Raw genomic sequence first — 24,129 nt, 5'->3', positions numbered from 1 at the left:
GAGGCCCATGGCCTCGATGAGGCCTTACAAAGTACTTGTGTTGATGCGACGTTTAGCCGGAGAGCTGTCGATCTCCAGAATGTTTTCCATTAGGCCGATCAGCGCTAAACCGATCAGCGCTGCACAATCACCGGCGTCCCCACATCCACCAGATCAAACAGCTTGCGCACATGCTCGTGCAGCATCCGCACGCAGCCGTTGGTCACAGCGGCGCGGGAGGTCACCGTCCACGACCAGGCAGACGGAGTGCCGTGGATGCCGTATTGGTTCGGGCCGCTCTGTTGGAACCCCAGCCAGCGGTCGCCCAGGGGACCATTGGGTCCCACCGTGGCGTTGATCTTGCCGCTCTTGGTGCTCTGGTACTTGGGATTGACCACCTTGTTCTGGACCGTGAACCGGCCCACTGGGGTGGGCGTGCTGGGATCGCCGATCGCCACGGGCCAACTGCTGATCACCTTGCCGTTTTCACGCAGGCTGATCGTGCGTTTGCTCAGCTGCAACACGATTTCACGGGTGCTGACCTGGGGGGCGGGAGCTGACTGAGGCCCAGGAACAGCCGTGGCGGTGGACGCTGTCGGTTGAACCGACGGGGGCACAGGGCTGTCCTGGGCCCAGACCGGCGCCACCAGGAGAGCGGCAGCCGCAAGCCAGAGGGGTTTGAAGGAGGCAGTCATCGGCAATTCGCGCGCAAACTTCGAACTCAGCCTGAAAACGCCGGCTTCGAGCTCTGGCTCAGTTCACCAACTTGGCATCGATGGTGTCGCGGTAGCGCTGCTCGCACTCTTTGATGATGGGCACGGCCTCGGCGGGTTCAAGGAAGCCGTTCACCTTGCAGGTGCCGGGCTTCTTGAGATCCTTGTAGTGCTCCCAGTAGTACTCGGTTTCCTTCACCCACTGGGCACCGAGCTGGGTGTAGCTGGTGATGTGGTCCATGCGCTTGTCATCGGCCAACACGGCGATCACCTTGTCGTCCACCTCACCGCCATCGTCGAAGGTCATGATGCCGATGATGCGGGCCTCCACCAGGGAGCCGGGCACCAGGGGTTCGGTCACGCCCACGATTTCGATGTCGAGGGGATCGCCGTCCTCGTCCCAGGTGCGGGGAATGCAGCCGTAGGCGAACGGGTAGGCCAGGGATGAATAGCCGACGCGGTCGAGCTTGAGGTGGCCGGTTTCCGTGATCAGCTCGTATTTGTTGATCGTCATGGAGTTGAGCTCCACGATGGCGTTCAGACGCAGCTCGGCTTCATCGGCAAAGGCCGGCAGCACGTGCAGCAGGTTGAGCATCGTGCGGCTGGGAGCGTGGTCGATGTTCGCCATGGGCGCGGCTTCAAAACGGAATCGGGGCGCATCCTAAGAAGTGGGGTCATCAGGCCTGAAACGGCTCGAGCTTGTGGCGCAGATAACGGAGAAACGGGGCTGCGCTCAGAGGGGCACCACTCACCTGCTCCACCAGCCCTTCGGCATCGACACTTCGGCCCAGGGGGTAGACCCGCTGGGCCAACCAGTCGTGCAAGCGGCTCTCCTGGCCCGCGCCGATCGCCGCCTCGATGGCGCCATCACCCCACTCCTGCTCCATGGCTTCTGCCAGCTGGGCGCTGATCAGATGGCCGAGGGCGTAGCTGGGGAAATAGCCAAATAGGCCCTCCGCCCAATGAATGTCCTGGAGGCAGCCCTGGGCATCGCTGTCCGGCTGGATGCCCAGCAGGTTGTGCATCCGTTGGTTCCACTGCTCAGGGAGAGCCTCCACCGGCATGTCCTGCTCCAGCAGGGCCAGCTCCAGCTCGTAGCGCAGCACGATGTGCAGGCAGTAGCTGAGCTCATCGGCCTCCACCCGGATCAGGCCAGGCTTGAGCGGGTTGAGGGCGCGCCAGAAGCCTTGGGCACCGCCCCAGGGATCGCTGGCCGGCGCGCTGCACAGCCCCGCGCAAAAGCGGGGATGCCAGCGCTCGGCAAAGGCGCGGCTGCGGGCCACGCGGCATTCCCAAAACAGCGACTGGGATTCGTGCACCCCCATCGAGGTGGCCTCCCCCAGGGGCCAGGGGAAATAGTGATCACCTGAGCGTGGCAGCCCCTGCTCGTAGAGGGAGTGGCCCCACTCGTGAGCGGTGGCCAGAAAGGCCGAGAGGGGCTGGCCCGGCACCACCCGGGTGGTGATGCGGAAGTCCTGGGGGCCCACGGTGCAGGAAAAGGGATGGGCAGAACGGGAGCGCTGGCAGCGGCTTGGGTCGTAGCCCCAGCGCTCAAGCAATGCGGTGCAGAGCTCCTCCTGCATTGCCTCAGGCCAATCCAGCGGTTCAACAGCGCCGCGGCTGGCGGAGACTGGCTCGACTGAGGGCGGTCCCGCGACCTGCTGCAGCAGGTCTGGCAGCTCAGCCTTGAGCGGCGCAAACAACTCGTCCAGCCGCGCCTTGCTCACCTCAGGCTCGAAGGGCTGGGCGAGCACCTCCCAGGGGCTGCGGGCCACCGGCTCAGCGGCGGCGAGCTGGCTGGCCTGCTGGCGGCGCAGGCCAATCAGCTCCTGGAGGGCCGGGGCAAAGGCGGCGAAATCGTTGCGGGCGCGGGCGTCCTGCCAGACGGCATTGCCGCGCGACTGGGCCTTGGCGAGGGCCGCCACCAGGGCTGGATCGAGGCAGCGCTGACGCTCCAGCTCCAGCCGCAGCAGCTGCAGGTTGCGGCGGCGCTCAGGCAGCGCATCGACGTCAAGCTCGGCCTCAGCCGCTGCCACCAGCTCGGCGTATTCCGCGCTGCTCTGGCGCTGGTGCAGCTGGCCGGCCAACAGGGCCAGCTGGTCTCCCCGCCAAGCGGCGCCAGCCGCGGGCATCACCGTGTTCTGGTCGTAGTAGAGGGCACTACTGATCGAGCCCAGCAGGCGCGTTTGGTGCAGGTGGCTCCGGAGACGCGCAAGGGCCGAATCGGATGGAGCCATTGAGACCACGGGGCGATGACGCATCAAGCATGGCCCCCACCAACGGCTACCCACCAGCCGCCCAAGCAGCAGGCTCAGGCCGACTACAGCTGGGAGAGCTGGTCCTCTAGGCGCTGCTTCAGCCGGGTCTGCACCAGGGTGCAGAGATCGTTGACCAGCTCGCCTTCTGCAGTCCAGATCGTGCGCACTCCATCGCGCTCACACCGCACCAGGCCGGCCCGCTGCAGCTGGCCCAGCTGGCGGCTGATGTGCGACTGGGAAAAGCCGGTGGCCTCAATGAGCGCGGCCACATCCATCGGCCCCTGCTTCAGCTGACAGAGCAACTGCAGGCGGGCCGGCTCACTCAGCAGTCGGAAGAACTGGCTGTACTCCTCCAGCAACTGAGGAGAGGGCATGGAGCCGGAGGCAGCCATGAAAGTGAGTATGACAATAAAGACATTATGCAGCAGGCTGCTGATCCTGAAGGAGCGACGTCGTGGATCAGGTGCTCGGACGCAAACCAGCCGGCTGAGCTGCAACCGCCCCACACTGAACCCAAGCAAGAGCCCGGCATGCGGGCAAAGGCCATGCGCCAAGCCACCAACCATGCCCAGCGGCTGATCACCCTGTGGATCGCCTGGATGCTGGCCATGCTGTTCCATGTGGATCTGGGCTTGATGCCTCTGTTCCACGGTCAGTCGCCTGAGATCCACAGCCAGCTCCCCACCAGCGCCCTACCGCTGTTGTTCGGCGCCATGCTCGGCTACTTCCTGCTGCCGCTGATCGCGGTTGTATTGATCAGCTATGCCGACACCGCATCGGAACCGGCATTGCGCTGGCGGCCCTGGCGACGTTTGCACTTTTGGTTCAGCATCGTCTACTCGGTCACCAACGTGCCCCATCTGGTCGCCGACATCCTTGTGCCCGATGCCCGTGCTGATCAGATCGTGCTGATGGCTGCCCTGACGGTGTTCGGATTGCTGATCAACGTGGAGGGCTGGCGCTGGTGGCGCAGGGACGCTTGAAACTGAGGCCCTTTGCTGAGCTCTGCGCCGCCACTGCGGCAGGCCACATCGGAACCGAACCGGTTAGAGCGCAAACCGCGAGGAGGGCTCAAAGAGTAGTGCTATTACGACGCAGATGGCACATGCACGGATGTGACATCGAATACACCAGAAACCCATCACGCTTCACCTAGAGGAACGAAACAATGAACAACCGTCTTCGCGTTCTTCAGCGTCAGCCCCGCCGGATCTCGATCACTTTGAGCTACCACGTTCATGAGGCCTTGCTGAGCCGATCCGAAAACGAAGGCCGCTCCGTCTCCAACCTTTGCGCCTTCTTGCTGGAGGACGCCTTGAGGGAACAACAGCCCGCGATGGCTCAGCCTTCAGGCTTCGAAGGCAACGGGCACCGCGCGGTGCAGGCCAAGCAGCTGCTCGGCATCAATCCCGCCCCCAACGGGCACCTCAGAAGGCCAAAAACCGAGAGGTGCCGATGCCGACTCTTCAATCAGGATTCAAAGCGGGCATAACATTTCGCCTTAACTTTCCAAGCGCTCTGCTTTCGACAACCTGAACATGATGCCTGGTTTTCCCCGTTAAGCGAGAAACATCCACGAGTGACAGTTTTTTGTCACTCAAAAACCGAAGGCTTAACACCTGTATTTCAAACGGGGAAAGCTGGGCTACATACCGCTCAAGCCAAGCATAATCGTCAGCTACCACATTTTTATCGACCGAAGGAATCGTATCCTTTAGCGTCAACTCACCGCCCTCCGCACCCGACACGCCTTGGCCAAGCGAAACCATATTATTGTAATACAACAATAAGTTAGCCTGGGGAACTCGCTTCTCATCTTCACCGCTAATCCTAACAACATCTTCGACCTTGAATGCTCCTCCGTCGGCACCAGCTGGATCATGGAAGTCACGGCCAGCGGCACCCGTGACGGCAAGCCCTTTCAGGCGACCCACCTGTTTCTCACGAGCCTACGCACCACCCCAGAAGCCCTGCTGAGACTGGTACGCGACCGCTGGAGCATTGAGGGCTGGCACTGGATCAGGGACACACAGCTGCATGAGGACTCCCACCGCTACCGGGGCAATGGCGCCGGCGCGATGGGCACGCTGCGCACCGCGGCTATGAACCTGCTGAGGCTGGCCGGTTTCCAGTCGATCCGAGCCGGCATGCAGGCGGTGATGCATGACATCAAGGCGCTGCTGGCGATGGCGCGGCGCCAACCAGAGCCCGGCCCGGATTAAGACTTTGAATCAGCCCTGGGCGCTACCTCCTATAATGCATATATGCGTCAGTTCTGGACGCATTAAGTCTCAAGAGTCTCAATCATGTCTCTCAAAACCTACATCGACCACTTGCAAGCCAATCCTGACGCACGTCTTGATACAAAGGCGTCCACTCCAAGCGAGATCATCTCACATGCCCAGTCGCTTGGTCATGAGGTGACCCGCGAAGAGCTTGACGATCATGCGCATACTGATGCGTCCCTTGACGCTGCTGGTGGTGGCTCCTGTTACTTCAACGACGTTGTTGCTGCTGTCTGATTTTCCCAAGTATGGGCGCGCTCTAAACGCGCGCCCTTTTTTATGGAAACATCTTTTTTCAACGTCAAGGTTCCCCTAAAGCATGGAGAATCATTGGTCTACAATTCAGCTACGCAGCAGTTGCTACGCCTAAATCCCTTAGAACTCGCCAAATTAAACACCTGTCAGTTTGACAGCATATACGACCCATTGCTTCTGATGCTCAGGAGCAAAGGGATGGTTTGCGAATCTGCACCAAAGCAGTATCAACATCTAATCAATTCTGATCTCGCTGACAAGAAGATATTTTCTAGGTCAATGAGTTTAACACTGATGATGACCGAAGGGTGCAATTTCTCGTGCTCATATTGCAATCAGGGCTTAGACAAGGACCCAAAAAAAATTGATCAGTCAACGGTCTCGAAGGTTCTGTCGTATGTTTCACGTCATGAAGATTTAAGAAAGCTTCACATCTCTTGGTATGGAGGAGAACCACTCCTAGCGTTTAAAGAGATAGTTGAATTCTCAACCCAGTTCAAAGGCTTCTGCAAGGCCCAAAAGATTTACTATTCATCCTCAGTACTATCCAACGGTTACCTTTTGAGTCCTGAAAAAGCCCAGAAGCTATTGGATGCAGGAGTCAAAAATGCTCAGATATCCATGGATGGTTATGTTGATTCTCACGACAGCAGTCGTTTTCCAAGTAAGCATACAGGATCGTACAACAAGATTCTTGACAACGTTAAAGACGTCCTTGCAGCTACAAGCATGAACATAGTTGTCAGGGTGAACGTTAGCAAGCGCAATATTGATGGCATTCCTAAGTTAGTTGAAGATATTAGTCGACGTGAGATTCCATGTGAAAGATTTTCGATGTATTTTGCCCTGGTTTATGATCCATCGAATAGTCAGCTTGAGGATGCTGGTGATGTCGGGACAGATATCATTTCTGAATACCAAGAGTATGCAGATGCTGAGCTCTCCTTCCTTCGATGCCTCGACAGTCATCATATCAAAGCGGCTCTTGATATTGATGAGCATATGGGCGACTGTCTGGTGACTCGTCACAACAGTTTTGCCATAAATCCATACGGGGATCTCTTTAAGTGTTACATTCCAATCTCAAATCCAACTTTTAAATTAGGGGATGTATCCGACTTTGATGCAGCAAAAGAATCCGATACATTTCGTAAATGGAACTCATGGACAGCTTTTAATGACGAATATTGTAAGAAGTGTCGGCTTGTTGGTTCTTGTCGTGGTGGCTGCCCTCTTCATTTCGTTTCAAAGCCACACGAAGACATGGGAATGCATTGTCCAACATCTAAACTTTGCTTTAATGAGCATCTTTTTCGTAGAGCTATTAACAATGGTTTAGTCAGCAAAGATGATTGGGATGAGACTCTGTCGCCTACGAAACTATCTTCACTAAGCTTCGAATATCCTTCTGATTGTATTCAGGTTCCTGATCTCGTTAGCCTTAAAGGCGTTAAGCCAACTTAAGTCCAGTACCTCCTTAATCTGTTGGCCATTGAATAAGCTAGAAGGCAATATTTGATCACGATCCTGCTCGCTTGCTTTTACACTAATGTATTTACCAGCGAGCTGCCTCCTAGTGAAATAGATCTCGTAAAGTACTTTACTAAAATGATTTTCTGTCGATTGGATCCCCACTTCGAGGACATGCAGAATGGATTGGACACCTTTCTTTAAATAGATGTATCTTTGGAGTTCTTCACAAAAGAACCCATTAGATTGATTTGCAGAATGCTCTTTAGAGTACACTGCGCTAATACATCCTTCTTTGCCCATTCCAGCATGGGCGTCGATTATAACTATCTTTTCACTAGCTGGACATCCTAAAAGTATCTCATCACCTAGCCGCCTGACCTCAGCAGAGCATATCTCCCTGATGTTGACATTGGTAAACCCAAAGAATCCATTATAATCCGATTGAGATCCGAATGAGATGGATGGAACATCTATTCCCAGAGAGATAGAAGTATCAATGTAATATTGAGCGAACTGGCGTGGTAATCCAGAGAAGGAGTCGAGTACAGTTACCGCTTTGGAGAGATCGCGTACTTTGGCCTGAATCTGCGTAGTGAACACTCGATTAAGATCAAAGTAAAGTCCGTTGTATTGATAAAGGCGATTCCCGCTTTCGGGGTGTTGTGGGTACAATGAATACCGAGATACCTTTGAGAGATTGCGACAAACAATTATCCCGATAATTCTCTCCATCCATGATGCGAGATGGGCTGTAAAAAGATTTTCGTCTGGGTGCACGCCCGAAATAATTACTAATTGCAATTATGACTTGTAGGTAGAATAAGAGTTGTCAAGCTGAAGCAGGCTTTTTTTGACTTTGTGATGTAGGAGCTCAACCGAAAGCCATTCGTCTTGCGCGTACGAAGCGTAGCCAGATCTACCTGCTCTCGAGAAGATGATAAATATTGCCAACGATACTCTTAAGTCACTAAACGGACCGATAAAAGCAGATGTATTGGTTTTACAGCGAAGAAGGTATGGGGAATGAAAAGTGCGACCATTATAAGCGCAAAGTTCGCCGAGCTTTGTTTCTACTACTTCTTGAAGGGTCCAGTCCCTTAGTTTAATTTCGCTACTCGTGGTAAATTCAGGATTGTCATCAAGTATTGCGAGTAGTCTTGACGCTGAGAATGGTCCGCAGTCATCGATGAGGCTATTTTTATGTTCGGCGCCCAGCAAATCAAAATTATCCAGGCCTGTTCCCCAGACTCTATGAGACCAAAAAGCCGTCTGAAATGGCATCTGGGAAGATAGAGGTATGTTAACTGCTGCAACATCGACATTCCTGCTGATACTATCAGAATGAGGGGCTATCGATAGTGGATGATAAAGAGCGTGAAAAGGAATACAATTAAGCTGGCAGCGGACCCCGGAAAGGTTAGAAATATCTAGATGGAAGGAGCTGGATATAAGATCAAGACATTGAGACCAAAACTGGTCTGGAAGAAATGTAGCCTCGACTGGGTAGTATTCTCCTGCAGTCATATTGCTAGAAATGATATCAGTCTGACGCGACTTAGTATATCCCTTGAAAGGCCTTCTTGACTTAACGAGAGGTCGTGGAACAAATCTTAGAAGTTCATTAATTGTCTGATCATCGAGCTGTAATTGGGAAATCACGGTATTTATATCCCCATGCTTCGCAGTCATCCCTTCAGATTAAGCCAACATACCCTCAATACTACCTTAATCGTCGGTACCATGTCAAAGGCATAGGGGATCAATTCTGTAAATTACATGAAATTTTAATTATGGCTATCCGCAGGGGGGAGATAGTAGCTCGATAAGTTGTCATCAGACAACAGCTAGATGTAAGGCTACGTACGGGAGTAGTGAATTTTGATATAATCTTGTATAGGCGTGGGCATTACGCTATTTTAAGCGGTCTTCCTTCTCTCTATTATGGACTGAGTTCATAGTTGTCCACAAATATGCGCAATGCGCCGCCAATAGCAACAGATAGAGGAGGGCGGGGTATCTTGTGTTGGATCACTTATATAGAGTTTGTATTGGATGAATTTAAATATTGCGAAATTATGATTCTGAGCGGCGACTAACTAGGGAAGCTCTGGTCAACGAGGGCTTGACATCGGTCTCAGCGTAGAAATTTGATGGCGGATGAATTAGCCGCGTCCCCTCTATTGGTGTAAAAGCTGAGAGCCCAGCCCCGGCGTAGCCGGGGCTGGCAGACCGCTCCTCAGACGCCAGTCGTTGCAAGGGGTGGGCAGGCCCGCTTCCCTGGTTCGAGTACCACCTCAGACCAGACGAACCATGCCCACGACTAATTCTGGCGCCTCTGCCCTGGCGCCGCTACTGGATGGCAGCACTGCTGGGGAGCTGATCCCTGAGCTGGTGCGCCACGAACTGCAACAGCTGATCGAGCTGGAGGTGGCCGCCGTGCTCGGCGCGGAGCGCCATGAACGCAGCGACGACCGGCTTGGCTACCGCAATGGCTACCGGCCCCGACTGCTCACCACCCAGGTGGGCGACATCCACCTACAGATCCCCAAACTGCGGGCGGGCAGCTTCCTTCCCTCGATCCTCGAACCACGCCGCCGCGTTGATCAGGCCCTCTATGGCGTGGTGATGGAGGCCTACATCGGTGGCATCTCCACCCGCAAAGTCGATGCCCTGGTGGCCTCCCTCGGCTCTGGAAGTGGCATCTCCAAGTCCGAGGTGAGCCGCATCTGCGCAGGCATCGATGTGCTGGTGCAGGCCTTCTTGAACCGGCCCCTGCAGGAGAGCGGCTACGCCTACGTCTTCCTCGATGCCACCTACCTCCACGGCCGGCTTGGCCTGGGCCAGCAGGTCTGCTCCAGAGCTGCTGTGATCGCCATGGGCGTCAATGCCGACGGCCGCTAACAGCTTGATTCGACTTACATACAAAACCGAAACCCAAAGCGTTTAGTTTGGCAACCATCGGGTACCTCTCGGGGGTGACGCATGGGAATATGTAGCACAACTGAATTTATTGTGCAACCAAAAGACATAAAACTAACTGGTATACATTACTCCATCATCAGCGACTTGAAAGCCCCATGATAAGGTCAATAAAGCGCATCGCAATCGCTGGGTTCAATGCACTGTGTATCTTTTATGCTACAGCCCAACCGGTTACAGCACAGAATAGCACCATCGGGGAAATTTCTAGCGCCAAGCAATGCATTGCGCTGAAGTTCGATGGAACAATAAGAGACTTTGACATTCTTGCCAGCTCCATTGCAACAAACGGAAGCAACATTCAGAATATATTTGATACAATTGCCTCGTATAAGCAGCTTCTGTCAGCTCAGCGGTATTTCCTTCCGTCCATTGCCGCTACATTCGAAGGAAGCTATAATTACAATCCTGAGACCGGTGTCTTCGCCGGAGGGTCCAACAGTTCGTATGTCAATCCATCGTATTTGAGCAACGAACCAACTCTGAGTATTAACTGGAATTTTTTTAATCTCTCGCAGCAGTCATTTATTAGGTCGCAAGATTATACTTACAAATCAACCAAGTACAATACTGCGGCCGAGATGCTCCAGTCAGTTGCATCAGGTATTAATAATTACATCTCACTCGTCCAGTCTGCAAATTTAGTCCGTACATCTTGGATGGTCCTCTCTTCTGTCAAGCAACAATTAGAAGTTATCACTGCCCTAAGGCTAGCTGGTCAGCGCTCCTTAATTGATGAGATAAGCATGAGGCAACAGTATGCGTCATATAGAAATTCATACCTGACAAACCTGACAAGTGTAGAATCAAGGCTCCAAGTTATTAATACTTTAACATCGCAGCCAGTTTGCAATAGTCCGAGCAATTTACGCGAATATCAAGTCTCATATGACGAACTCGCCCAAAAATCACTGGACGACACTTTAGATTCCATCCTCAATCTCTTTCGGAGCAATCCTTCATACGTTGCCCTCTTGCAGAGTGAAAGAGCAGCCTATTTTCAAGGAAAGAGTCTGATGCGTACATATTTGCCTACATTTAGCTTGTCTGCAAATGCCTCACTAACCAATGAAACAGGTAATATTCTCGGTCAGAGTTCTTCTCAACCGGGACGCCAATATTCAAATGCATACACAAACTTTGTTATGCTTTCAGGTAATTGGAATTTTTACGACGGCGGTCAGAACTATGCCAAAGCCAAAGCAAGCTTTGCCACAGCCGAAGGCTTTAAATCTTCTGCTAGGCAGACAATGCAGTCCGTTGTAGAGACTTACAAATATTCACTTGTTAACGATAGGATTCTTAGGCAAAATATTTCTGTAGCACAAGGAAGTATTGAAGACGCCGTCAGAGCAGGTAAACTGATTGAGATCGCCTACAAAGCAGGTTTCCGTACTTATCTTGATATGCAAACAAGTGCACAAAATACATTTGCTGCAATGAATACAAAAGTAACGACAGAGGCAAGCTTTGCGGTCAATTATTTCCAAGCACAGCAAGTTATTAGTTATCCAGTCCTGCCGAATACCTCACAGATTATCAGTAGATTTTTAGATTCTGCGTCAGATAATCAGCTTGTCGAGTACACCAATCAGTCTAACAAAGATCAATGAATAAACAAATTAAGAGGACTTCTAACTCGAAGCCAGAGATTCATCGTGGAAGCGTAAATCCCGAAAAACTAAATGAAGTTGTAAAGATAATAACCCCCCCAACACTTTTATTTTCAATACTTTCTTTCGGTTCAGTCGGAGGATTGATTATTTGGTCAATTCTTGGATCTCTTCCTCAGACAGTAAAGGCTCCAGCAGTATTTATTTCTCCTGAAACTCTGACTGAGGTTAAAGCTGAAAGTGACGGTAACGTATATTTCTATGATGATTTAGAGCCATCAGTACTCAATGAAATTATTCAATTCAATCAGACATTATCTTCTGGTTTAGTTGATTCATCGACTCTTGCAAGTAAAGGTAGTTTCTCCAACACAAACTCTTATTTACTGCTTGATTTCATTGACTTCTATAGCAGAGCCACAAAGCTATCGATTAGTGAGCCTCGTGCTCTGCTTCGCGTTGGTATCGATCGCGAAATTGAAGATGAATTTCAGAATGCTAATCTTCTCGATTCAACGTTGATAAACGGGGGCGTCCCATTTGCTTACATACTTAATCCTATTACTGCGGCAAGCCTTGGGCAAGCCGCTAACACTTATAGGCTATCTCAGTCTGCAGTTGAACGTCAGATGAATATGAACATTGATGTTACCTCCTCGTCAAGTGATATCGTAAAGCAGCTAAAGCATCAACAACGCGAGTTAATTGCGCTAGAAAAACAGGGGATAGTTCCCCGGACCCAAGTATTAAGCGCGAAACAAGATCTGCTTAATGCTTCTACGCAAAACATGAATTCTGTTCTTGAACTGAAAAAGGCACAAAGTCAACTTATACAGAATAAAGTAACCCTTAATACAGGTGTAGCCAACGCTGCACAACCCATTTTTGTAACAAGGCCCTACAAAGGTATAATTATCGCAAAAGTTGTCAGGTCTGGAATTAAAGCTAAAGCAGGTCAGACAATAGCCTTCGTAAGCTACAAAAGAAATCTTTCAGGTCTAGATATCATTACTGCATTTATACCTCCGGGTGCTGCTAAAGGATTGCGTTCTGGAATGGAAGTACTAGTCAATCCAAGTAATGTTGATACAAATCAATTCGGCTCAATCATGGGAACTATAAAGGGTTTATCTTCTGTCTCAATTGCAAGCGATTCTGCAAGTGCAATAGTTGGATACAAGAGTCTAACAGATGAAGCTTTTAAGCAGTCGGGTACGATGTTTATAGCTACAATTAAGCTGAGATCCGCGAAGACATATTCGGGATATCAGTGGAATACATCAATAGGTCCTAACTATAAGATACCGATATCAACTCCGGCATCTGTTACAATTATATCTAACCATATTGCTCCTGCAAGCCTTCTTTTGCCTTTTATGAGAAGTTTTACAGGCATCAATTAATGTATAAAGCCGTACCCACAACCTTACAGATGCAATCCGCTGATTGCGGGGCAGCATCCTTAAAAATGATACTTGACTCTTATGGGCAGAAACATACATTAGAAGAGGTACGCACTTCAATTGGTATAGGAAGGGACGGCTCAACTATTGGCGATATCAAACGCGCTGGAAGTTTACTTGGTATTGAGCTAGAAGCTTCACGTATTGAGAAGGAAAAAATTTGGTTTGTCACTCCACCATGTATAATTTGGTGGAATTCAAATCATTTTGTTGTATATGAAGGTACACGTAAGAAGACTTTCTTTATTAATGATCCTGCAATCGGAAGACGAGAGCTGGCCGAACTAGATTTTACAAACCAGTTTACTGGCGTCGTCATAAGACCAGTTGACCCAAGTTTTACGGGTAACTACACGTCTCCCAACATAATCACTAATGGATCTTTGTTTGAGTTCTTTTTTGGTTCATCTTTAAAGCCAGTTCATCTTGTCATTGCGTTATCTGTTTCTAGTGTAGTTCCTTCCGTATTATCTGCTCAGATTACATCATATTTTATTGACACTATTCTTGGACAAGCCGAGTTTCTTGCAGCACTTCCTTTATTATGGCTCCTATTTCTGCTTTCGGGAGTCATTTCAGCTGTTAATTTTTTATCATTTCGCATTTCTAGTCAGGTTGCATATATTTCATCTATCACTAAGACGGTAGAGTTTCTCCGCTCTATGGTCAGTAGACCATTTACATGGTACGCAAATCGCCAGGTTACTGAGCTTGCAACTCGTATAATGGTTCCCTCAAAAAGTGTCTCTACCTTTATTTATGAACTCTCAGCGCAGATTGCGACGCTGATATCAACGGTCCTTGTCATAATATTCTTGATGTTTGCCAGTTGGCAGATTGGGTTGTTTTGTCTTTTTGTTGTAGTAATTACATTTTATTTTGCAATAACTATAAATCTTTCTGTGGACAATCAGAACAGGCTTATCTCAATCGAATCAGGTAAACAGCAAGGCCTCGCTCTATTGACTCTTTCCGAAATCAATCTGGTAAGGACTGCAGGTCTTGAAAATCAACGGTTTGCCACTTGGGCAGGTTACTATACAAACTTCGTTAACTCTCAAATATCAGTTTCAAATAGCTTGAGTGTTATAGGGCTAATTGCCAATAGCGCTTTCTACTTTCTAAATGTAGGACTTCTTGTTCTGGGTCCAATTCTTATTATCCATCATTCTATGTCACTTGGTGACTTTATAAGCGTTTCATACTTGATGGGCATGATAAGCTCTGGTATCATTTCAGTACCTAGCATTTTAGCTTCTCTGCAGGAAATAGCTGCACCGGTTGATCGAATAAAAGATGTATTCGAAGCTCCAGACGCTGCTTCTGATGATAAAGATTTATCAACCATTAACCCGCAAGATTGCGGTTCTAACATTTCGACCTTAGTTTTTGAGGATGTTGAATTTGAATTTTCGCCAAATAACAAGGTCTTTAATAAACTCAAGTTTGAGACTGAGCTTTCCGGGGTTATAGGAATTATAGGTCCACCTGCAATTGGGAAGAGCGTTTTACTGCAGATGTTAGTGGGTTTCTACAAGCCTACTGATGGAGAAATAATGTGGAAAAGCAAAGATGGCTTTTCTTCATCTTCAAACTGCCTTGGTTGTATTTACCTTCCGCAGCAACCAGTTATTATTGAAGGTTCTCTATTGGACAATATAGTACTGAAAGACGACAGTATAACTCACGAAAACAGTATAAATGCTTTGCGACAATCAGGATTATTGACGTCTTCGCGAGGCTCTAAGTCTTTATCTGCAGCGACTAGACTGGACTTTGGTGGAAACTCTATTAGCATTACTATTCAACAACGAATATTTCTTGCAAGAGCTTATGCCTCAGCATCAAAAGAAAGAATATTAATAGTAGATAATTGCTTTGATCAATTAAATCGAGATGAGTTGTTTATACATCTTGAGAGGTTCAGGAGTCTTTATTGCTGCTTGTTCATTGTTTTAGATGGCGCTGATGGTGCAGCTTGTGATTATATTCTAGATTTAACTTCTTTAAATCGTCTATCTTCAACACCTAATTCCTAGCTATGACACACTCACTTAATCCATCGGGAGTGCCTCCAAACTCTGACAGCTCTATTCTTTTACAGTACAAGTCATTTTTAGATGCTGGGAAAGATATCTCAAATATTGATTACAGAGCATATCCTCTCGCAACCTGTTGTAAAGCCCTTTCTCTACTAAAAGCAGTTCCAGAATCTGAACTAATTGTTCCTTCGGATAATGCCTCTGTTGAAGATATTCTTGAAGCAAATGCTATAAGATTTAGGATGGTTTTTCCTGAAAATCATTTTGATACTTTTGATTTCGGAGTGCTAATCGGAATACCATCCCATCAAGGTCTAGATGACTCTTATCATGATGTTTTTTTCAGATTGCAAACTGTAACCAACAAATACAGAATCAGCAAGAATACGGATAACAGCAGTCTTATTGTCTTTTCCAAGCCAATGAGCATTACCGTCAGCGAATATGCTTATTTTCTTGAGGTATATCCTTCGCTTCCTTACACAGTAAACTCAATTGGTTCGTTCATTTCGTTTATTTTCAATGAGTTTCGTTCTGATTTTGGGTATGTAATCTTATTCTCCCTCCTTGGCTGTAGTCTTCAATTATTATTCCCATCGCTTACTGTATATGTTACATCAAATGTAATTTCTCTTGGTGATGAAGGTTATGCATATCAGATCGGCGCTCTTTCTTTGCTGTTAGGCATTGTCAGTTCAGTAAGTCTTTTTATACAATCTCAGTTCGTAAACAAACTAGAAACAGAATCTGATAAGCGTGCGCAGACCTCAGTCTGGGATAGACTTATGAAAATAGAGTTATCGGAACTATCAGAATATACCAACAGCGACCTAATGCTTCGTGCCTCTGCGATCAGTCAGATTCGAACTCTGCTAAGCAGTTCTAATATAATATCACTGGTAAATCTCCTGTCTTCATTCGTCTATGTACTTATCATGTTTGGCTATTCGGCCACCGCGACGGTAGCGGTTCTTCCCCTGATCATAGGTTATATGCTTATACTTGTCATCAAGGCAAATCAAGGTGGTAAAATACTTGCAAAAAGCCTAGACATTTCTGCTGAAATTTCTGGTTATACGTACCAGTTCTTATCAGTTTTTCCCGAATTGAGTGCTCGTGGTATTGTACCTAAATGGGAGTCGGGTTTCGTGGAGCTGTTGAGCAAGGCTCAAGCAGCCACGATGAACTATAGAACCCGTGATAATTCTATTGACTTATTGTCAAAGTCTTTTCAGTCTCTTGCATTTTGTGTGAGCCTTGCTGCTATCCTTCCGACCATTAATATACAGTCATCTGGCTTATCCCTTGAACTTTTTTCTATACTGGGATACACTTCAGCCCTGACTCTTTTTTCAACTAATCTATCTTCGGGTACAATTACTATAGCTAATAGCCTCGTAAATGTTCTCGCTTATTGGAAGAGATCGCGTCCTTTAATTTTTGCACCAATTGAGTCGGGTTACAACCCTTCGAACATTGATGTGCCACTTACTGGTAATATTGATATAGTAGACTTGGTCTTTTCTTACGCAAAAGATCTTGAGCCAGTATTAAACCATATCACTATAGATATTAAGGCTGGTAAATCTCACTTTCTAGATTGGGAATCTGGATCCGGTTGCAGTACTTTATTTAAGCTTTGTCTTGGTCTTTATCCAGTTTCACAAGGACATATCTTCTATAGCAATCATAGTATTGATACCATAAATATAATATCTCTTCGAAGGCAAGTCTCTCTTGCGCCACAGTCTCCATTCGTCCCATTTGGTGCTTTAGGTGAGATATTTAATGGACCACTAGCTCAATCTGATGACCAGCTTATCGAGTTTATAAAGAGTTTTCATCTAACAAGCTTGATAGAAGGTCTTAGGATGGGTCTCGATACACCCATTCCTCCTGGAGCTGGGTGTTTTTCAGTTGCCCAGCGCCAACTGTTATCTTTGGCTAATGCAGTGTCTCGTAAGCCAACCATCTTGATGATTGACAATTCTATGTCTGCTCTTTCTATGGATATGAAGATTTCAATACTGACCTTCTTGGGTGCCAACTCTATAACTACTGTCTTAGCCGGAAACAGGTCCGATTCTGATCTTTGTGAACTTGTAATCAAATGATATACGTATTCGCAGGTCCGTCAATTTCTGAAAAAGCTATAAAAGTTAGTTTATCTTATGTTACTGTGCTTCCACCGATTCGTGCAGCAGATATTTTGAGCCTCTTGCTTTCAGCTTCCCTGCCGCGCCCATCTTGCATTCTTATTCTTGATGGATATTTCTACTCGACTTTGTCAGTTCGCCATAAAGAGATTATCTATGCACTGAAGCAAGGTATTCCGGTGTTTGGTGCTTCTTCAATGGGGGCTCTACGTGCTGCCGAGCTTGCCGATTACGGTATGGTTGGCATTGGTAAAGTATACGATTATTTTGCTTCAAACCCATTAACTTCAGATGATGAAGTTGCTATTCTGCATTCTGATTCTTTTCCTTACGAGCCCCTATCGATTCCTCTTGTTAATCTAAGACTTACGCTTAGTGATCTGGCTAACACTAATAAGATATCGCCTTCTGATGCTGACTCTATCCTTCGCTCCATAGCTTCAATCCATTTCTCAGAACGTACAGCTAAGATAATTGATTCAAATGAGACTGTCCGCAAGCTTTGTCCAAATCTTTCATCTTTAATCGTCGACTGGAAAATGAATGATGCACTTCTTGCTGTCAGAACATTGCCTAATTTGTTAGATGATTATAAACTCACTAATGTTCCGAAGCTTGACACCATCTCGCTTGGAACCCATCAGATCAACTTTTTTATGGACTCAGACCCTGGACGTTATGTCAAGGCTGGCGATAGTAGTGTCTCTTATACCCCATCATATCCCCAAAGAGAAGCTTCATTGATTGATTTATTCTATTCACTTAACCTCATGGCTGCACTCCAGTTCTCAAGAACTCTGGGTATTAAGCCTAGTCCTAACCTTTACGGCATATGCCGTCAGATTGTTATTTTATTAGCTCCGAGAGTTCCGAGTATACCTCTAAATGACCATGCCGAAGTCGATAGGCTTAGTACGTATCTGGCGACTTTATTTACACTTTATGCTAGTTTAGCAAATCACTCAGCTATGCTTGGTATTCAAAAAGCCCTTTCCGATCTTGGTGTAATTTCATCTGTTTTCGACGAGTTTCATAATGTTGGTTCTAATCAGCTTTCCAGTCTTTTATCGTGTCTGAGTGAGGGGAATGCTGAGTTTGCGGATATCGTTTCCAAGTGTCTGGAGGTAGGACTTGACAACTGATAGTGCTTATTCCAACAATTGGAGAAAGCTTCATTCCAGCGAAGCTCTTATGCTACTCCTGCCAAGGCTTAAAACCTATGGGATCACTAGGGTGGCAAATATTACTGGTCTTGACTTTCTCAGCATTCCTGTATATACAGCTTACCGTCCACGTGCTTTCTCGCTGGTTGTATCTTGTGGTAAAGGTATTACTCATGCTGATAGTGCTGTATCTGCAATAATGGAGTCTATTGAAACAGATGTTGCTGAAAACTTTCCATCCGAACTTCTATTGCATGCACCATATTCTACGATTAACAAGGATTTAAGCTTGCATCTCGAGTACATTCCAGTCTTGGAGTCGAGTGTATTTAATGTTGATACAGTATTTAGTTGGCTTCCTTGTAGAAACATGTATACAGGTAAAACAAAATATGTTCCAGCCGCCTCAGTTGGTCTTTCTCATCATCTCATACGAGATCCTCTTAATACCTTTGTTTGGGGCTCTAATGGTCTGGCGTCAGGTTTTAGTCAGGACGAAGCAAGGCTTTCGGCTTTATATGAACTTATCGAACGTGATGCTGTCATTTCTTGGCAGATACTTATTCGCAGGGGCATGGTAAAAGATGCATGTATTGATCTTAATACTATTAGCTATTCAAGCACAATAGGTCTTGTTAATGCCATTCATGAGGCAGGCCTCCAGCTCTATCTATTTGATCGTGCTTCAGATCTTGGCCTGCCTGTATATCGTGCCGCAATCTACTCTCCATATGACACAACAATTCGTTTCGCCGAAGGCCTTGGCTGCCACCATTCTGATGAAATTGCAATAAATAGAGCAATCACAGAAGCAGTACAGTCGAGGACTGTCATTATTGCTGGTTCCCGTGATGACCTTACTCTTGAAAAGTTTCATTCATTGTCTGAGATGAATATCAATGAACAATATCTTGAGCGACTAATCTGCGAAAATCATTCTCCACTGAGTAATGAGTTTTTAAAATCCTTTGACGCTGTAGATGATATACTTCGGCGTTTACGCCAGAAAGGATTCTTAGATGCTTTTGAGTTTGTCTTCCCGCATGAGGTAGAAGAAATATCGGTCGTTCGTGTAATTGTACCCGGCTTGCAGTCATACTCTCATCGTCATTCAGTTCCACTTAATAGATCTGTGCAATTTACTCCTAGACTCTCTGGCCTCAGAAGCGCTTTACATAGATTGAGAACATCTTTATAGCCATTTAGCCATCTCTTCTTTCGCGTTTCTTAGGGTTAATATATTCGTCAATGATATATATATATATGCTATGCCACATCCAAGAGCTATGAACCCTGCCTTAAAATTGATTATGCTACAGGTGCAAGCACTCAGCAATATCGCTGCACTTTTAAAGGCATGGACTGATGCGTCATGTACTTTAATGGCACTTAGTTCTGATCCATTTGCTGTTGAATGAGCATGCCTGGCAGTGCGCAATAGAAATACATGGCTTGTATATGCAGTGGCAAGAGACATAAGTGCCAAGAAGTCTATTAGCTGAGTCCCTATAAATACCTTCGAATCTTGCGCAAGGTCTACCTTCCTAATCATTGCTATCTGGAAGGAAAGTGTGATCACTGCATTGCATGCCAAACTCGTAAGATTAAGTATTGATGCTCTCTTCCTCAGAATATAGTCAGACCTCGCAGAGAGTGAATGAAGTCCCCAAAGGTCGAATGATACAAGTGCAATTATGACTAAAAAAAAGAGGTACTCACAAGCAAGTTTTAACGATGAAGAATCGTTAATATCTCCAGCTGCATTCGCCCGAATGAGTTCACCTAGATAACCAGGGGCACCAACAAGCATGAGCGTTATGTTGATTCCATAAAGGCCATCGATGAGGCCAATCCAGGTGAGACTCGATTCTGGATGCTTGTTGCTTCCGTAAAACATATAGAACCCAATAAGAAAGGCTTGATTGAAGATAGAAGCCCAAGACGTTGCAAGGGCTGCAAGAAGATGCAAAGTTGTCGAGTGCGGTGACTTTCAGGAAGGTTGTCACTCATTGGCTACCATTTAGGCGGCCTGGAATAAGTGTAGTGCCAGGAGCGGCTCGGGCTCTTCTGTTGGCTTGTTGATCCACACTTCTGCCGGTTGACTCCAGCAGCGGGCAGGGCTAATTCAAAGTCTGTCACAGGCGTCCTTGCCGGTGCTGTCAGCATTGGTTGAGGTCGGCGGAATCGCCCCCTGCTTGTGCTTGAAAGCGTCTCCGCTGCAACCGATCTCGATCTGATCAGCTACCTGAGGTCGATCCCAGACGCGCGGATGCGGCGCGGGGTTCGGTTTCCGGCTTGGTATCTGCTGCTGGTGGCCGTGCTCGGAATCCTGAGCGGTTGTCGGAGCCTGCGGGATCTGGAGCGCTTTGCCATCCGCCACCACACTGTGCTCACCGAGTCACTCGGCGTGGAGCTGCGTCGACCGCCATCAGATTCCACGTTCCGCTACTTCTTCCACCAGGTGGACGTGGCAGCCCTTTGCGCGGCGATCCGTGATTGGACGATCGCCCAGATTCCGGGTGGCGCAGCGGATCTCGATCAGCTGGTGTGTGCCGGCAAGACCTTGCGAGGGTCGATCGTGCCTACAACCGGTGGTGGCGCCCCCGGTTTCAGGAAAGATGCCACCCCTCTCGTCAGTACACCCGGGGGCTTGAGCGGTAACTGCCAGAAAAGATGACGCCCCTGCTGCTGTTCAGGCAGCCATCGACAACGTAGCTGGCTCGAGTTCGATTTCTGGCGGCGGCGGGTTGATCCACACCACCTCCGGCTGACGCCAGCACCGGACTGATCGTGACCAGCGGCGTGGATACCTCTGGCGTGCCTGTTCGTAGACGACAGCCCGGTGACGGCAGATCTCCACGGCATCACCGTTGTGACGCTGATGGGGCGTCACGAACTTGATCCCGCTGTGGCGATGCCGGTGCTGGCGCCAAACAAGCCCACGGGCAAGCCCTCAAGCTCGGTCTGTTGAAGGGACCAGTCAATGGCTCCCGCTAAACGCTGGCTCAATAAGGGAATGTCAAAACGCAGAGAATCGTTGCCGTGATCGCACTGGTCTTCCTCGGCCGTGAGCAGATCAAACAGAAGGGTGGCCAGCCCTGCCTCCACGAGCCGATCCGCCACAAGACGATTGCGGCTGCTGAAGCGACTGCTGCCACTGCCATGGGCAAAGATCACCAACCCGCGGCAACGGTTGGGCCGGGTCAGGGTGCCAGCCAAGTCGGCCGCCGCTGCATGCACCGTGGCGGAGCGTTCGATTGCCGCCATGGAGGCCATGTCTCGTTCTCCTGCCTGGCCCGTCCAGCAGCGGTCCGGTCCAAGGATGGGGCCCATCTACCGGCCTGGCCTGCCGTGCGGCCACTCCACCGCAAACCTGCCGCACGCCCCGCAGAAAGGGCCCAATCGCCAGAGGCCGTCAGCCAGGTTGTCAGCCCTTGGCCGGTGGCCCGCCCAGGGAATTCTCGAGCAGATAGGCCGCCAGATTGGACAGGGAGCGACCCTCCATCGTGGCCCGCCGCTCCAGAGCGACATAGAGAGAAAAAGGAACCGTGACCGACAGTCTGTTGGGCTTCAGAAATGCAAATTGATCACGATCAAAGCCAGCCATCTGTATGCGGAAGACACCTAACCCTATAGCCAGCTCAGACTGAGTGCAAGAGCTCAATATAATTAGAGATCAGCAATCCCGCATGGCATAACAGGGCAGGGCTACATGCGGTTCCTCGTGTATTTTTATCCTGTAACTATTCGAAATCTGGATCAATCCAAAGCTCGGCATCAGGCCGGATGAATTGCTTTGACCCCCAAATCCAAAAACCAGACAATCGCTGTAGCAACCACTACCGGAAAACCGGGATCAGTCAGGATGGCGGTAAGCCACCGCCAAGCTGGTCAGCAGAATCCAGTCCAGCGCTATCGACCAGCAAGTCGCACGGCCTGCCGCCAGAGGCACATCAGGGCATGTTCAGCTAGGACGGATGCACCTTCTTCTCTGGCCATGCGCCCCATCGCTGTAGGCCCCCGGCTGCTCGCCCTCTGTGCAGCCACCGCCCTACTCCAGCCTGGCCTGGTCCAGGCCGAACCAACAGCCGCCCAGAAGACTCCCACCAGCGGCACCGCCGAATACAGCTCCTGCATCTCCGAGGTGAACTCCTGCAACCAGGCCCAATCCCGCATTCCCCCGAACGCCACGGTCACGGCCATGCGCGTCTCGACGGCCATCAGGGGGGAATACGGCACCTTTACCTGCCGGGTGAAGTGGAGCCTGTCACCCTCCGCAAAGCCCACCTACCGCCCGATTCTGTTCTCTGCTTCGGCGTGAGCCGCCCCCCTTCCTTCGCCATGTCTCGCCACCAATCCCTTCACTTCGTTCTGGAACAGCTGGAAGACGGCTGGATGCTGGAAGCTGAGCACATCACCAAGGACGGCCAGGGAGACTGGATGCTGAACCACGACCAACTCGAGGAGCTCGCCAGCCTCCTCCAGCAAGCCCTCAGCTAACTGGACTCCGGTTGATTCGCCTGCGGCCACCCCTCCTACACCTGCGGCCACCCCTAAGCCTCCATGCCACCCAAAAAGCAACCCTCCCCTCGCACGGTCAAGCTGCAAATCCTCGGTGCCGTGTTTGTGCCGATGGGACTGCTGGGGCTATGGCTCCACTCCCAGGGCTTCTGGTGAGCCTCCAGCAACGGCACCTCGCCGTCGCGATCCCGACAGCGGCGTGGAGAGGTGGTGCACCGCATGAATCACCACACCCCAAATCAGCAGATCTGGGTTTTCACCTTGCAGGGCAATCGCGGCGATCGTTGCATCACTCGCCACCAGACACCACTGGGCGGGACGTCCCTCAAGCCGACGCAGCACAAAGCATCCCTCATGCACCGCCACCACGGTGGAGCCTGAGCGCGGCGCCACGCTGCGATCCACCACCAGCAGATCACCGTGATGGATGCCGTCGCCGCGCATCGCATCACCATCCACCCGCATCAGAAAGGTGGAGCTCGGGCGGGGCATCAGAATGCCGTTGAGGTCGATAGCCGCCTCGACATAGTCGTCGGCAGGACTCGGGAACCCCGCCGCCACCGACTCCACCGCCAGGGGCAGCTGCAGGGGCCCATCCCCCTGGCGCAAGGGGCCCAACCAAATCAGATCGCTGGTGGGGGCATAGGCCATGGCCGCCACCCTCCGCAACACAACAGGTGCAATAGTACAGCTGAACCAAGGCCGGGCGTCAGTCGCCGCAGCCCCGCCGCACCACCTCAGCCCGCAGGGCCGTGAGATCGGCAGCATCGGGCAGCTGCGGCGAAAACAGCAAAGTCCAAGCCAACGGCACATCCTCAGCCTCCAGGGCCGCTTCGATGGCCGCCAACCAGGCCAGGGAGCTCTGAGCGAGGGAGCGGATCAGGGCGGACGTGCTCGCCATCCGTTCGGCGGAGGCGCCCACCAAGTGCACATGGGCAAAGGCCCCCTCCGGGGCCTGCTCGGGTCGCAGCCGCAACAGCACCACTTCGCCAGGGGTGATCGGCTCCAAAGGCCAGGCCAAGGGAACCGGGAGAGCCTGCCCCGCCGCCGCAGGGCCGCCTAAAAGTGTGTCTACGGAGTGCTGGCGGGGTCTGACAGCATCGGCTTTGGTCGGCGGGAATGGCTCACCTCCATGCCCCAAATCCCAGGCGCAGCAGTTGATCAGCTTGATTCCAACGACCTAATCAGCTTTCTCAAGGCCATCCCCGACGGACGTTTTCGCCGTGGTG

At 49.9% G+C, this 24,129-nt stretch carries 25 protein-coding genes; 15 read left to right on the top strand and 10 right to left on the bottom strand.

Annotation, left to right across the window (positions count from 1 at the left end; translation table 11 throughout):
- Window positions 1-113: 113 nt before the first annotated feature.
- The 4 genes from KBY65_RS05390 to KBY65_RS05375 form a co-directional block, all read right to left on the bottom strand.
- Window positions 114-674, bottom strand: a complete 561-nt coding sequence (locus KBY65_RS05390) for a L,D-transpeptidase (protein WP_254988250.1) — start codon at window positions 672-674, stop codon at window positions 114-116.
- Window positions 675-732: 58 nt separating this feature from the next.
- On the bottom strand, window positions 733-1,320 hold the full coding sequence (locus KBY65_RS05385) for an inorganic diphosphatase (RefSeq protein WP_094559929.1): 588 nt from the start codon (window positions 1,318-1,320) through the stop codon (window positions 733-735).
- Between the two features lie 49 nt (window positions 1,321-1,369).
- Window positions 1,370-2,929, bottom strand: a complete 1,560-nt coding sequence (locus KBY65_RS05380) for a carboxypeptidase M32 (RefSeq protein WP_254988251.1) — start codon at window positions 2,927-2,929, stop codon at window positions 1,370-1,372.
- Window positions 2,930-3,012: 83 nt separating this feature from the next.
- Complete coding sequence (locus KBY65_RS05375) at window positions 3,013-3,342, bottom strand: ArsR/SmtB family transcription factor (RefSeq protein WP_255000777.1); 330 nt, start codon at window positions 3,340-3,342, stop codon at window positions 3,013-3,015.
- Between the two features lie 138 nt (window positions 3,343-3,480).
- Between KBY65_RS05375 and KBY65_RS05370 the strand changes: the two genes are divergently transcribed.
- Window positions 3,481-3,933 carry a hypothetical protein gene (locus tag KBY65_RS05370; RefSeq protein ID WP_255000776.1) on the top strand — a complete coding sequence of 151 codons (453 nt, stop codon included), beginning with the start codon at window positions 3,481-3,483 and terminating at the stop codon, window positions 3,931-3,933.
- A 185-nt stretch (window positions 3,934-4,118) separates the two neighbouring features.
- Complete coding sequence (locus KBY65_RS14040) at window positions 4,119-4,442, top strand: ribbon-helix-helix domain-containing protein (RefSeq protein WP_409996044.1); 324 nt, start codon at window positions 4,119-4,121, stop codon at window positions 4,440-4,442.
- On the opposite strand, the gene KBY65_RS05365 is transcribed toward KBY65_RS14040, so the two are convergent.
- On the bottom strand, window positions 4,417-4,719 hold the full coding sequence (locus KBY65_RS05365; protein WP_255000775.1) for a sigma factor-like helix-turn-helix DNA-binding protein: 303 nt from the start codon (window positions 4,717-4,719) through the stop codon (window positions 4,417-4,419). The two genes, KBY65_RS14040 and KBY65_RS05365, sit on opposite strands and share 26 nt — an antisense overlap.
- A 111-nt stretch (window positions 4,720-4,830) precedes the next feature.
- Here KBY65_RS05365 and KBY65_RS05360 point away from each other — a divergent pair, with 111 nt between their 5' ends.
- The 10 genes from KBY65_RS05360 (at window position 4,831) to KBY65_RS05315 (ending at window position 19,577) form a co-directional block, all read left to right on the top strand.
- Window positions 4,831-5,172, top strand: a complete 342-nt coding sequence (locus KBY65_RS05360; protein WP_254988253.1) for a hypothetical protein — start codon at window positions 4,831-4,833, stop codon at window positions 5,170-5,172.
- 84 nt (window positions 5,173-5,256) lie between these two features.
- The gene (locus tag KBY65_RS05355; protein ID WP_255000773.1) at window positions 5,257-5,472 is read left to right on the top strand and encodes a hypothetical protein; all 216 of its coding nucleotides are present in this window, start codon (window positions 5,257-5,259) and stop codon (window positions 5,470-5,472) included.
- 42 nt (window positions 5,473-5,514) lie between these two features.
- The gene (locus tag KBY65_RS05350) at window positions 5,515-6,954 is read left to right on the top strand and encodes a radical SAM/SPASM domain-containing protein (RefSeq protein WP_255000772.1); all 1,440 of its coding nucleotides are present in this window, start codon (window positions 5,515-5,517) and stop codon (window positions 6,952-6,954) included.
- A 2,319-nt stretch (window positions 6,955-9,273) separates the two neighbouring features.
- Window positions 9,274-9,864 (top strand): transposase, encoded by a 591-nt coding sequence (locus tag KBY65_RS05345; protein WP_409996623.1) that lies wholly within the window; start codon window positions 9,274-9,276, stop codon window positions 9,862-9,864.
- A 176-nt stretch (window positions 9,865-10,040) separates the two neighbouring features.
- Window positions 10,041-11,555 (top strand): TolC family protein, encoded by a 1,515-nt coding sequence (locus KBY65_RS05340; protein ID WP_255000771.1) that lies wholly within the window; start codon window positions 10,041-10,043, stop codon window positions 11,553-11,555.
- Window positions 11,552-12,958 (top strand): hypothetical protein, encoded by a 1,407-nt coding sequence (locus KBY65_RS05335; protein ID WP_255000770.1) that lies wholly within the window; start codon window positions 11,552-11,554, stop codon window positions 12,956-12,958. Before KBY65_RS05340 ends, KBY65_RS05335 begins: the two co-directional genes overlap by 4 nt.
- Window positions 12,958-15,057: a cysteine peptidase family C39 domain-containing protein gene (locus KBY65_RS05330; protein ID WP_255000769.1), complete on the top strand. Its 2,100-nt coding sequence runs from the start codon at window positions 12,958-12,960 to the stop codon at window positions 15,055-15,057. Before KBY65_RS05335 ends, KBY65_RS05330 begins: the two co-directional genes overlap by 1 nt.
- A gap of 29 nt (window positions 15,058-15,086) precedes the next feature.
- Window positions 15,087-17,174 (top strand): ATP-binding cassette domain-containing protein, encoded by a 2,088-nt coding sequence (locus KBY65_RS05325; protein WP_255000768.1) that lies wholly within the window; start codon window positions 15,087-15,089, stop codon window positions 17,172-17,174.
- On the top strand, window positions 17,171-18,358 hold the full coding sequence (locus tag KBY65_RS05320; protein WP_255000767.1) for a TfuA-like protein: 1,188 nt from the start codon (window positions 17,171-17,173) through the stop codon (window positions 18,356-18,358). The genes KBY65_RS05325 and KBY65_RS05320 overlap by 4 nt, the downstream gene beginning before the upstream one ends.
- A 49-nt stretch (window positions 18,359-18,407) precedes the next feature.
- Window positions 18,408-19,577: a YcaO-like family protein gene (locus tag KBY65_RS05315; protein ID WP_255000873.1), complete on the top strand. Its 1,170-nt coding sequence runs from the start codon at window positions 18,408-18,410 to the stop codon at window positions 19,575-19,577.
- On the opposite strand, the gene KBY65_RS05310 is transcribed toward KBY65_RS05315, so the two are convergent.
- The gene (locus tag KBY65_RS05310; protein ID WP_255000766.1) at window positions 19,572-20,276 is read right to left on the bottom strand and encodes a hypothetical protein; all 705 of its coding nucleotides are present in this window, start codon (window positions 20,274-20,276) and stop codon (window positions 19,572-19,574) included. The genes KBY65_RS05315 and KBY65_RS05310 overlap by 6 nt on opposite strands.
- 300 nt (window positions 20,277-20,576) lie before the next feature.
- On the opposite strand from KBY65_RS05310, the gene KBY65_RS05305 reads away from it, so the two are divergent.
- Window positions 20,577-21,056: a transposase family protein gene (locus tag KBY65_RS05305; RefSeq protein WP_255000765.1), complete on the top strand. Its 480-nt coding sequence runs from the start codon at window positions 20,577-20,579 to the stop codon at window positions 21,054-21,056.
- Between the two features lie 212 nt (window positions 21,057-21,268).
- Here the strand turns inward: KBY65_RS05305 and KBY65_RS05300 are convergent, their stop codons facing one another.
- Together KBY65_RS05300 and KBY65_RS05295 are read right to left on the bottom strand one after the other, a co-directional pair.
- On the bottom strand, window positions 21,269-21,655 hold the full coding sequence (locus KBY65_RS05300) for a hypothetical protein (protein WP_255000764.1): 387 nt from the start codon (window positions 21,653-21,655) through the stop codon (window positions 21,269-21,271).
- Between the two features lie 151 nt (window positions 21,656-21,806).
- A complete protein-coding gene (locus tag KBY65_RS05295) occupies window positions 21,807-21,986 on the bottom strand; it encodes a ribbon-helix-helix domain-containing protein (protein WP_094559932.1) in 180 nt (59 codons plus the stop codon).
- A 390-nt stretch (window positions 21,987-22,376) separates the two neighbouring features.
- Between KBY65_RS05295 and KBY65_RS05290 the strand changes: the two genes are divergently transcribed.
- Together KBY65_RS05290 and KBY65_RS05285 are read left to right on the top strand one after the other, a co-directional pair.
- Window positions 22,377-22,700, top strand: a complete 324-nt coding sequence (locus KBY65_RS05290; RefSeq protein ID WP_143592853.1) for a hypothetical protein — start codon at window positions 22,377-22,379, stop codon at window positions 22,698-22,700.
- A 20-nt stretch (window positions 22,701-22,720) separates the two neighbouring features.
- Window positions 22,721-22,879 carry a hypothetical protein gene (locus KBY65_RS05285; protein WP_158217038.1) on the top strand — a complete coding sequence of 53 codons (159 nt, stop codon included), beginning with the start codon at window positions 22,721-22,723 and terminating at the stop codon, window positions 22,877-22,879.
- 147 nt (window positions 22,880-23,026) lie between these two features.
- Here the strand turns inward: KBY65_RS05285 and KBY65_RS05280 are convergent, their stop codons facing one another.
- Together KBY65_RS05280 and KBY65_RS05275 are read right to left on the bottom strand one after the other, a co-directional pair.
- Window positions 23,027-23,551 (bottom strand): LexA family protein, encoded by a 525-nt coding sequence (locus KBY65_RS05280; RefSeq protein ID WP_094559980.1) that lies wholly within the window; start codon window positions 23,549-23,551, stop codon window positions 23,027-23,029.
- A gap of 58 nt (window positions 23,552-23,609) precedes the next feature.
- Window positions 23,610-23,921, bottom strand: a complete 312-nt coding sequence (locus tag KBY65_RS05275; RefSeq protein ID WP_255000762.1) for a hypothetical protein — start codon at window positions 23,919-23,921, stop codon at window positions 23,610-23,612.
- Between the last annotated feature and the right edge of the window lie 208 nt (window positions 23,922-24,129).

The sequence above is a fragment of the Cyanobium sp. Alchichica 3B3-8F6 genome, assembly GCF_024346435.1.
In the GTDB taxonomy this organism is placed as follows: Bacteria; Cyanobacteriota; Cyanobacteriia; order PCC-6307; family Cyanobiaceae; genus Cyanobium_A.
Note: the sequence above shows the minus strand (reverse complement) of the source record. Positions and strands in the feature narration are given on the sequence as shown.